The 11,129-nt window shown below is 72.3% G+C and carries 6 protein-coding genes and 1 pseudogene; all 7 read left to right on the top strand.

Features of this window, described 5'->3' with window-relative positions:
• Positions 1 to 352 (top strand): annotated as a pseudogene (locus tag C667_RS15010) (Na/Pi cotransporter family protein); the annotation flags it as partial.
• A gap of 271 nt (positions 353 to 623) precedes the next feature.
• Positions 624 to 1,547 (top strand): MerR family transcriptional regulator, encoded by a 924-nt coding sequence (locus C667_RS15015; protein ID WP_004367866.1) that lies wholly within the window; start codon positions 624 to 626, stop codon positions 1,545 to 1,547.
• A gap of 354 nt (positions 1,548 to 1,901) precedes the next feature.
• Entirely contained in the window at positions 1,902 to 3,794 is a 1,893-nt protein-coding gene (gene recQ, locus C667_RS15020; protein ID WP_004367867.1) for a DNA helicase RecQ, read from the top strand.
• Between the two features lie 176 nt (positions 3,795 to 3,970).
• On the top strand, positions 3,971 to 6,061 hold the full coding sequence (locus C667_RS15025; protein WP_004367868.1) for a TonB-dependent receptor plug domain-containing protein: 2,091 nt from the start codon (positions 3,971 to 3,973) through the stop codon (positions 6,059 to 6,061).
• Between the two features lie 14 nt (positions 6,062 to 6,075).
• Positions 6,076 to 6,627 (top strand): YfiR family protein, encoded by a 552-nt coding sequence (locus C667_RS15030; RefSeq protein WP_004367869.1) that lies wholly within the window; start codon positions 6,076 to 6,078, stop codon positions 6,625 to 6,627.
• Positions 6,624 to 9,011 carry an ATP-binding protein gene (locus tag C667_RS15035; RefSeq protein WP_004367870.1) on the top strand — a complete coding sequence of 796 codons (2,388 nt, stop codon included), beginning with the start codon at positions 6,624 to 6,626 and terminating at the stop codon, positions 9,009 to 9,011. The genes C667_RS15030 and C667_RS15035 overlap by 4 nt, the downstream gene beginning before the upstream one ends.
• On the top strand, positions 9,004 to 11,129 hold a 2,126-nt coding region (locus C667_RS15040), incomplete at its 3' end, for a two-component system response regulator (protein WP_004367871.1). The genes C667_RS15035 and C667_RS15040, both read left to right, overlap by 8 nt.

An 11,129-nucleotide genomic window follows, 5' to 3' on the forward strand; every position in this document is an offset into this window, starting at 1 on the left:
GGGGGCGCCGCCGGGCGCCGGGCTGGAGCCGGTCGCCGCGGCCTTCCGCCAGGCTACCGGCGCGCTGGCGGCGAGCGCCGACGCGGCGCGCGAGGATTTCTCCGCGCCAGCGGTCGAGGTGAGGCTGGAGGAGGCGGAGCTGCGCTACCAGGCGTTCAAGGAGGCGCTGCTGCTCGAAGGCGCACACGCCCGCATCGACATCCGCAGCATGCAGGACTGGCTGCGCCTGGCCAGCCTGGAGCGGCGCGCGATCGAGCAGGTGGCCAAGGCGGCGCGCATGCTGGCCGTGCTGGACGGCGACCTGACGCCGCAGCAGGCGGCGGAGAAGGCGGGCGGGAACGGCGTGGAGTGAGGGTGCGGCAGGTGACGTGCCTTTCGGGCGGAAGCCGTGGGCGCGAGCGATCCGGTCAGGGTAACGGGGTGACGGGCGGGGCGTACGCTCGCGGCCCTTCGCCGACCCTCAGGGCTGCCCTCCGCGCTCCTGAGCTTCGCGCCGGTCATCCCGCCGCCCCGATCTTCCGCATCACAGGCTGAAAGGCTGCTTCCAGCCCAGTTTGTCCTGGACAAATCAAATCCTCCCGCCTAACATCGATTTATCAATCACCTCCCGAAAGTTGCTGCCGATGAACGCCCCGAACCCGTACGAGACTGCCTTCAGCATCGCTGCCGTCGAACGCGACACGGGCCTGGCGAAAGACACCTTGCGGGTGTGGGAGCGGCGCTACGGCTTTCCGGCGCCGATGCGCGACGCCAACGGCGAGCGCCTGTATCCGGCGGACCAGGTCGAGAAGCTGCGCATGATCCGCCGCCTGCTCGACCACGGCCGGCGGCCGGCGCGGGTCGTGGGGGCGAGCGTCGAGGAGCTCTCCACGATGCTCGACGCCTGTCTGTGCCCGGAGGGCGGAGCGCCCGCCGGTCGCGACGACGGCCTGCTGCAGCTCGTGCGCCTGCATCGCAGCGTGGAGCTCGCCGCCGCGCTGCGCCAGGCGCTGATGAAGCAGGGCCTGCAGCGCTTCGTCGCCCAGACCGTGGCCCCGCTCGCGGCGGCGGTCGGGGAGGCGTGGATGCGTGGCGAGGTGGATGTGCCGGAGGAGCACCTGTTCACCGAGCAGGTGCAGAACGTGCTTCGCGGCGCGATCGGCGCCCACGCGTCGATCGCAGGCCGGCCGCGCGTGCTGCTGACGACCTTCCCCGAGGAGGAGCACGTGCTCGGCCTGCTGATGGCCGAGGCGATGCTGGTGCCGGAAGGCGCGAGCTGCCTGTCGCTGGGCACGCGCACCCCGCTCGCCGACATCCGCAGCGCGGCGGTGGGCGGGGGCTTCGACATTGTCGGGCTGTCGTTCAGCATCGCCTACCCGGCGCGCCAGGCGATCGAGGGGCTGCTGGAGCTGCGCTCGCTGCTGCCCGAGGGGATCGAGCTGTGGGCCGGGGGAGCCGCCGTCCGCGACAAGCAGAAGCGGCTGCCGGGGATCCGTGTGGTCGGGGACCTGGAAGACACCATGGCGGCGCTGCAGGATTGGCGCGCGCGCAACGGCGCGGAGGGCTGAGGCGCGCGCGCAGCGGCCAGCGCAGCGCTCGATCGACGGCCGCTTTCGCGCCTGCCGGCGCTCCTACATGAACCGCCGCGCGTCCCGGACTCCGTGTAGGAGCTGCGGCAGCTGCGAATGCGGCGGTTGGGGCTTCGACGCGCGTCATCTTCGGTCCCCGGCGCTCCTACATGACCGTCGCGTCGCCTGCGCAAACCGCCGCGTCCTTGCCCCCTGTAGGAGCGGCGGCAGCCGCGAATGGGGCCGGCCGGCGCACGATGGGGGTGCGCGGAACAGACGACGTCCTGGCGCCGCCTGGCGCGAATGAGGGTGCGGGAAGGCGCGAATCCGGCCGCGGGCGGTAAAATGCCGGCCATGTACGCCACCGCCCCGCCTTCGACCCTCCCCTCCCCCGCCCGCGCCGGAGCCTTCGCGCCCCTGCACGGCGAGGCCCTCGGCGACGCGGCGCACCGCGTGCTCGAACACGTCTTCGGCTACCCCGCCTTCCGCGGCGAGCAGGGGCAGATCGTCGAGCACGTGGCCGGCGGCGGCGATGCGCTGGTGCTGATGCCGACCGGCGGCGGCAAGTCGCTGTGCTACCAGATCCCGGCGCTGCTGCGCGCGGGTACCGCGATCGTGGTGTCGCCGCTGATCGCGCTGATGCAGGATCAGGTGAGCGCGCTGGTCGAGGCCGGCGTGCGCGCCGCCTTCCTCAACTCCAGCCTGGACATGGAGGCCGCTCGCAGCGTGGAGCGCGCGCTGTGGGACGGCGAGCTGGAGCTGCTCTACGTCGCCCCCGAGCGCCTGATGACGCCGCGCTTCCTCGACCAGCTCGACCACCTGCGCGACACCGGCCGCCTGGCGCTGTTCGCGATCGACGAGGCGCACTGCGTGTCGCAGTGGGGGCACGACTTCCGCCCCGAGTACCTGCAGCTCTCCATCCTGCCCGAGCGCTACCCGGCCATCCCGCGCATCGCGCTCACCGCCACCGCCGACCGCCAGACCCGCGAGGAGATCGCCGAGCGCCTCAACCTGCAGGCGGCGCGCCGCTTCGTCTCCAGCTTCGACCGCCCCAACATCCGCTACACCATCGTCGAGAAGAACGACCCGCGCCGCCAGCTGCTCGACTTCATCCGCGAGGAGTGCCCGGACCAGGCCGGCATCGTGTATTGCCTCTCAAGGCGCAAGGTCGAGGAGACCGCCGCCTGGCTGCAGGAGCAGGGGCTCGCCGCCCTGCCCTACCACGCCGGCATGACGCAGGAGATCCGCGCCGAGCACCAGAGCCGCTTCCTGCGCGAGGACGGGCTGATCATGGTGGCGACGATCGCCTTCGGCATGGGCATCGACAAGCCCGACGTGCGCTTCGTCGCCCACCTCGACCTGCCGCGCTCGATCGAGGGCTACTACCAGGAGACCGGCCGCGCGGGCCGCGACGGCCTGCCGGCGCAGGCGTGGATGGCCTGGGGCGCGCAGGACGTGGTGCAGCAGCGCCGCATGATCGACGAGTCCGAGGCGAACGAGGAGTTCAAGCGCCTCGCGCGCAACCGGCTCGACGTGCTGGTCGGCCTGGTCGAGGCCACCACCTGCCGGCGCCAGCATCTGCTCGCGTATTTCGGCGAGGCCTCGACCCCCTGCGGCAACTGCGACAACTGCCTGCACCCGCCGCAGACCTGGGACGCCACCGAGGCGGCGCGCAAGGCCTTGAGCTGCGTGTATCGCACCGGCCAGCGCTACGGCGCCGGCCACCTCATCGACGTGCTGCGCGGCGAGCTCACCGAGAAGGTGATCGAGCGCCGCCACCAGGACCTCACCACCTTCGGCATCGGCAGCGAGCTCGACGAGAAGCGCTGGCGCACGGTGTTCCGCCAGCTCGTCGCGCGCGAGCTGGTCGCGGTGGACCACGAGCGCTACAACGCGCTGCGCCTCACCGACGCCGCCCGCCCGCTGCTGCGCGGCGAGGCCGAGTTCCACCTGCGCCTGGAGCCCGAGCGCAGCCGCAGCCGCGCCAAGCGCCGCGGCAGCACCCCGACCGACATCCCGGCCGGCATCCCCACCACCCTCTTCGACCGCCTGCGCGCCTGGCGCTTCGCCACCGCCAAGGAGCGCAACGTGCCCGCCTACGTCGTCTTCCCCGACGCCACCCTGCGCGAGATCGCGATCAAGCGCCCGCGCACGCTGTCCGAGCTGGCGGCGATCAGCGGCGTCGGCGACCGCAAGCTCGAGCACTACGGCACGGCGATCCTCGAGATGGTGGCTCAGGCGAGCTGAGCGCCGCAGGCGCGACGCCTCCGCGCAGGCGGGCCGCAAGGCGCGAATGCGGCTGGGCATTTGTTCTCCGGCGTGCGATGCATCACGTGGAAATTTGCAGGGCGCATATATACTGTCGGACTCGAGAAACCCCGGTGGCGGCATGGCTGTGCCGTGCCGAATCCGGTCGACACCTCATGAAGCCCAAGCTCCGCCTGCTCGCCCTCGCCCTGGCGCTCGTCCCGCTGCCGGCGTTCGCGAGCCCGTCTGCTCCCGACACGGGCGCTCCCGACATGGGCGCTCCCGACATGGGCGCTCCCGACATGGGCGCTCCCGACATGGGCGCCTCCGGCACCGACCTCCTCGACCTGAGCCTCGAAGAGCTCATGGACATCGAGATCTCCTCGGTGTCAAAGCGTGCGCAGCCGCTGTCCCGCATCCCCGCGGCCGTCCACGTGATCAGCGCCGAGCAGATCCGCCGCAGCGGCGCCGCCAACATCCCCGAGGCGCTGCGTCTGGCGCCGGGCGTGCATGTGGCGCGCTTCTCCAACAACCGCTGGAGCGTGTCGATCCGCGGCTTCGGCGGGCGCTTCGCCAGCAAGCTGCTGGTGCTGCAGGATGGGCGCAGCCTGTATTCGCCGCTGTTCTCGGGGGTGTTCTGGGAGTTCAACGACATCCCGCTCGAGCTCGTCGAGCGCATCGAGATCGTGCGCGGCCCGGGCGCCTCGCTGTGGGGCGCGAACGCGGTCAATGGCGTGATCAACATCATCACCCGCAACGCCGCCAGCGCGCAGGGCACGCAGGTCTCGGCCGCGGCGGGGACCGAGCTGCACGGCAGCCTGTTCGCCAGCCACGGCCTGGCCTTGTCGGACACCACGCACCTCGAGGTGCACGCCAGGTCGCAATACGTCGAGCCCTCGTCCACCCCCGAGGATGGCCGCGCGCGCGACTTCTGGCGCACCCGCCAGGCCGGCTTCCGGCTCGACGGCAAGGCCGCCGGCGACCGCTTCCGGCTGCAGGGCAGCGTGCGCGACAGCATGACCGGCGAGCACTTCATGATGCCCGCGCTGGCGGGGCGGATCCCTTTCCTCCCGGCCAACCCGTCCAACGAGCTCGCCTACCTGCTCGGCCGCTGGGACCACGTGGCCGACGGCGGCATCACCCACAGCGTGCAGGCCTATGTCGAGCGCTCGCGCATGGACATCGTGATCGCACGCGAGCGCCGCAGCACCTTCGACATCGAATACCAGCAGCAGCAACGCCTCGGCGAGCGCGTGGATTTCATCTGGGGGGCGGGCTGGCGGCACAAGCGCGACGAGGTCGTGAGCGGCGCGCCGCGCTTCGACAGCCCGCGCGACCGCAACGACCTGTTCAACCTGTTCGCGCAGGGCGAGCTCGAGCTCGTGCCCGAGCGCTGGGCGCTGACCCTTGGGGCGCGGGTCGACCGGCCCGACGACGCCCGGCTCGCCTTCCAGCCCAATGCCCGCATCCTGTTCACGCCCGATCCGGCACACAGCCTGTGGGCCTCGGCGGCGCGCGCGGTGCGCGCCGGAAGCCGGGGCGAGCGCACCGTGAGCGGGCAGCTGCCCGCGCGCCCGCTGGAGTCGCCGCTGACCCTCGGCGGCAACACCTACACCCGGCTCGCCCCCCGCATCAGCGGCAACCCCGACTTCGGCCACGAGTACCTCGACGCGCTCGACCTCGGCTGGCGTGCGAGCTGGTCGTCGCGCCTGAGCACCGAGCTCGCCGCCTACCACTACCGCTACGACGACCTGCGCCATGCGCACAGGGGCGCGCTCATCCCCCTTGCACCCGGCGTCCTCACTCAGACCCTGACCCTCGACAGCACCGAGCGCGCGCGCGTGAGCGGCGTCGAGCTGAGCGCGCAGTGGCGCCCCACCGACGCCTGGGACCTCGCCGCCAGCCTCAGCATGAGCCGCCTGAGCCACAGCAGCGTGGACGGGCCCACCGAATTCACCGAGGGCACGCCCGAGCGCATCTTCACGCTGCGCACCGGCTACGCGATCTCGCCCACGCTGCAGTGGGATGCCTGGCTGCGCCACGCCAGCGCCACGCAGACCTACGCCTTCCAGCCCGCCCTCCGCGTCGATCCCTACTGGACGCTCGACATGCGCCTGGGCTGGAAGGCGAGCCGCGACCTGGAACTGTCCATCGTCGGCCAGAACCTGCTCGACCACCGCCACACCGAGGCGATCAACGAACCGCTGCCCTCGATGATCAACGAGGTCGAGCGCGGCGCTTACCTGCGCGCCGACTGGCGCTTCTGAGCGCGCGCACGTCGATGAACGTCCTCCGTCCCCTCCTCGCGCGCACGCTCCTGATCGGGCTCCTCGGCCTCGTCCTGCCCGGCGCAAAGCTCGCGCACGCCGCCGACCCCGCCGAGGAGGCGCGCCTCAAGGCCGCCTTCGTGTTCAACTTCATCAAGTTCGCCGAGTGGCCCGAGGGCGGCGCGATGCGCGCGGGCGACAGCATCGAGCTGTGCGTGGTCGGCGAGCGCCCGCTCGACGGCCAGCTCGACGCCCTCGCGGGGCGCAGCGTGCGCGGCCAGACCGTGCGCCTGCGCAAGTGGGCGCCGGGGACAGCGGGACGCTGCGACATCGCCTTCGTCGCCGCCGGCGAGGGCGGGCGCCCCGCCCGCCTGCAACAGGGCAACGGCAGCGAGCCGGTGCTGACCGTGGCGGACCGGCCGGGCTTCCTCGAGGAAGGCGGAGTCATCGAGCTCAAGCTCAGCGGCGGGCGGGTACGCTTCGACATCAACCTTGCGGCCGCGCGCGAGGCTGGCCTGCGCCTGAGCAGCCAGCTCCTGCAGCTCGCCGACCGGGTCGTGCAATGAAACTGCACGACCTTCCGATCGGCCGCAAGCTCACGCTGATTCTCGCGGCGACGACCGGAGCCGCGGTCCTGCTCGCGACCCTGGCCTTTTCCGCCGGCGGCATGTACCGCCTCTATCGCGACAGCGAGTACCGCCTGCAGACCCTCGCCCGCCTCACCAGCCAGAACAGCCATGGCGCGCTCGCCTTCGGCGACGACAATGCGGCGCGCGCGCTGCTCGCCGCGCTGCGCGCCGAACCCAATGTGGTTCGCGCGCAGCTCTTCGACGCCGCCGGACGCGAGCTCGCCGCATACAGCGCGCCACACGAGGCGCCCGAGCGCGCCGGGCTCGCCGCGCTTGCGGTGGACCTCTTCCTGCCGACCCGGCTGCGCATCGTGCAGCCGGTGGAGGTCGGCCACGAGCGCCTGGGGGCGGTCGAGATCCAGGCCGACATCACCTCGGCCTGGCTGGAGTTCGGCGTGGGCCTGCTGCTCGCCACCCTGGCCGCTGCGGTCGCCGCCGCCGTGGCGGTGCGCTTCGGACTGCGCCTGCGCGGCCGCATCATCGCGCCGCTGCTGGAGCTCGCCGAGGCCGCGGGGACGGTGGTGCGCAACCAGCGCTACGACATCCGCGTCGCCACCGCGGGCAAGGACGAGATCGGCCGCCTCGTGGAGGAGTTCAACCGCATGCTGGGCGAGATCGAGGCACGAGACCGCGCGCTGCAGGCCCACCGCGACAACCTGGAGCGCGAGGTCGAGGCGCGCACCGCCGAGCTGCGCGGCGCCAAGGATGCCGCCGAGGCCGCCAGCCTCGCCAAGTCGCGCTTCCTCGCCACCATGAGCCACGAGATCCGCACGCCGATGAACGGCGTGCTCGGCATGACCGAGCTGCTGCTGGCCTCGGCAAGCGACGACGACCAGGCGCGCAGGGCACGCGCCGCGCTGCAGTCGGGCGAGAACCTGATGGCCATCCTCGACGACCTGCTCGATTTCTCCAAGATCGAGGCCGGTCGCATGGAGCTCGAATCCATCCCGCTCGACCCCGGCCGCCTCGCCCGCGAGCTCGTCGAGCTCGCCGCCCCGATCGCGGCGGGCAAGGGCCTGCATCTGTGCGCGCGGATCGACGCGAGCGTGCCGGCCTGGGTGAGGGGCGACCCCACGCGCCTGCGCCAGATCCTGAACAACCTCGTCGGCAATGCGCTCAAATTCACGGCCAAAGGCGAGGTGGGCCTGACGATGCGCGCCCGCCCAGGCGCCGCCCCCGACGCCTGCGTGCTCGAGATCGAGGTTCGCGACACCGGCATCGGCGTCGCACCCGAGGTCCTGCCCCACCTGTTCGAAGCCTTCGCCCAGGCCGACAGCACCACGACCCGTCGCTTCGGCGGCACCGGGCTCGGGCTGGCGATCGTGCGCCAGCTGGTCGAGCTCATGGACGGGACGATCGAGGCCACGAGCACGGAAGGAGTCGGATCGACCTTCCGTGTCGAACTCCCGCTGGCGCTCGCGAACGCGGGCCCTGCCACAGGGGGCGCAGCAGCGGCCGGGCTGCGGGCGCAACACGGGGCCGCGCGCTGGCCGGGCGCGCGCGTGCTGCTGGTCGAGGACAATCCGATCAACCAGACGCTGGCGCTCGAGCAGTTGCGCGACCTGGGCTGCGAACCACGGCTGGCCTGCAACGGTGCCGAGGCGGTCGAGGCCTGTGCCGGCGAGCGCTTCGACCTGGTGCTGATGGACTGCCAGATGCCGGTGATGGACGGCTACGAGGCCTGCCGGCGCATCCTCGCAGGGTGCGGCGAGGCGCCCATGCCAATCGTGGCGATGACCGCCAACGCCATGCGTGGGGACCGCGAGCGCTGCGACGCCGCAGGGACGGTGGATTTCCTCGCCAAGCCCTACCGCAGCGCGGATCTCGCCGCGGTGCTGGCGCGCTGGCTGCCGGAGTCGCTGCGGGTGACGGCGCCAGCCGGCTCCGCGACCCGTGCGCCGGCAAGCGCCGCGGAGCAGGGAGCAGGCCCGGCCGACAGGGCCGCAGCAGACCAGGAGGTCGTGTTCGACCCCGCGGCGCTCGCCGAGCTGTCGCTGCAGCATTCCGGAGGCGAGGCGATCGTGGCGCAGGGGCTCGGGCTGTTTCGCCAGGAAGGCCGCAGGCAGCTCGACACCCTGCGAGAGGCCTTGCTGGGCGGGGACATCGACACCGCGACGCGCGCCGCACATACGCTCAAGGCGAGCGCCGCGACGCTCGGGGCGATGCGCCTGTCCGCGCGCTGCCGCGACATCGAGGCCACGCTGCGGGCCGGCAGCGACGCACGGGTCGAGGCCTGGATCGCCGAGGCCGACAGCGCCTTTTCGGCCGCCTGCACGGAAATGAATGGCGCATTGGCGCAGAGGGACAACGGACATGCCTGAAGCGACGCGCGTGCTGATCATCGACGACGACGCCGTCACCCGCCTGCTGGTGGGCAGCGCGATGTGCGGCGCCGGCCACGAGGTGCTGGAGAACGACAGCGGCGAGACCGCGATGGCCACCCTCGAAGAATGCCGGCCGGAGTTGATCCTGCTCGACCTCGAGATGCCCGGCATGGGCGGCCTGGCCTTCTGCCGCTGGCTGCGCACCCGGCCCGCCTGCCACAACCTGCCCGTGCTGGTGATGACCGCGCACGACGACAGCACGACCATCCAGAACGCCTTCGACGCCGGCGCCTCGGACTTCATCGCCAAACCGCTCAACTTCAACATCCTCGTGCATCGGGTGCGCTTCCTGCTGCGCGCCCGCGATAACCTGCGCGCCCTCGAGCGCAGCCGGCGCAATCTCGCCGAGGCGCAGGGCATCGCCCGGCTGGGTAGCTGGGAGCTGGACCGCGCCTCGGGCATCGCCGAGTGCTCGGAGGCGCTGTTCACCGTGCTCGGTCGCGACCCGCAGGACACCGAGCGCTCGATCGCAGGCTTCGTCGAGCGGGTGCATCCGGACGATCTCGAACGCGTGCGCGCAGCGATCGCGGCCTCCAGTGACGGGCGCCTGCCGGCCGACGTCATCCACCGCTACCTCGGCGACGACGGCCGCGTCCGCTGGATCCACCTGCGGGTGAAGTTCGAACACGACGAGCAGGGCCACGCCAGGCGATCCTACGGCACGGTGCAGGACATCACCGCGCAGCGCCGCGTCGAGGAGCGCATCGACTACCTCCTCCGCCACGATGCCCTCACCGGCCTGCCCAACCGCGACCACTTCCTGCAGGCGCTCGGCGCCGAGCTCTCGCGCTGTGGCGAGCACGCGCAGGTCGCGGTCATCCACATCGCGCTCGAGCGCTACCAGCGCATCAGCGACAGCCTCGGCCACGAATCGGGCGACGCGGTGCTGCGCCTGGCCGCCGAGCGTGTGCGGCGCTGCCTGCCCGGCGCCGAGCTGGCCGAGATCGACGGCCGCACGCTGCTGGCGCGCTGGAGCGGTGGCGAGTTCATGCTGATGCGCAGCGGCGCCGCGGCGACCCACGAGGCCGCGCGCCTGGCGCGGGCGATCCTCGACAAGCTGCGCGCGCCCTTCCGCGTCGGCGAGCACGAGCTCGTGCTCGGCGCGCATCTCGGCATCGCGCTGCACCCGATCGACGGCGCGGGCGCCACGGCCCTCACCCAGGCCGCCAGCATCGCCAGCCACCACGCACGCAGCAACGGTCAGGCCGAGGCGCAGTTCCACTCGGCCGACATCCAGGACGAGGCCCGCCTGCGCATGGAGCTCGAGCGCGACCTGCGGCGCGCGCTCGCCGACGACGCGGGCGGCGGGCTGACCCTGTACTACCAGCCCAAGTACGACCACGGCGGCCATATCCGCGGCGCGGAGGCGCTGATCCGCTGGGAGCACCCCCACCTCGGCCTGCTGCCGCCGGCACGCTTCGTGCCGCTCGCGGAAGAGGCCCGCCTGATCGTGCCGCTCGGCAAGTGGGTGATCCGGCGCGCCTGTCGCCAGCTGCGCGAGTGGCTCGACGAGGGCCTGCCCGAGATGCGCATCGCGCTCAACCTCGCCGCGCCGCACTTCGTCGACCCCGGCCTGCTGCCCCTCCTGATCGCCGAGACCACGGCCCACGGCATCCGCAGCGAGCTGATCGAGCTCGAGCTCACCGAGAGCATGCTGATGGACGACACCGAATACGTCCGCGACATGCTGCGCCACATGCACGAGCACGGCTTCCGGCTCGCCATCGACGACTTCGGCATGGGCTACTCGTCGCTGAGCCAGCTCAGCTTCCTGCCGCTGGACACGCTCAAGATCGACCGCGCCTTCACCCAGGGCATGCTCGAGGTGCCGCGCCAGGCCGCGGTGGTGCGCGGCATCATCGCGCTCGCCAAGGGCCTGGGGCTCAGCGTGGTCGCCGAGGGGGTGGAGACCTCCGCCCAGGCCGCGGCCCTGCGCGACGAGGGCTGCGACCTCATGCAGGGCTTCCACTTCGCCCGCCCGCTGGCGGCGGCCGACTTCGCGCGCCGCCTCGCGGACCCGGGGGCGCACCCAGCCCCGGCCGGAGCCGGCCCCCG

It is taken from the genome of Thauera phenylacetica B4P, assembly GCF_000310225.1.
In the GTDB taxonomy this organism is placed as follows: domain Bacteria; phylum Pseudomonadota; class Gammaproteobacteria; order Burkholderiales; family Rhodocyclaceae; genus Thauera; species Thauera phenylacetica.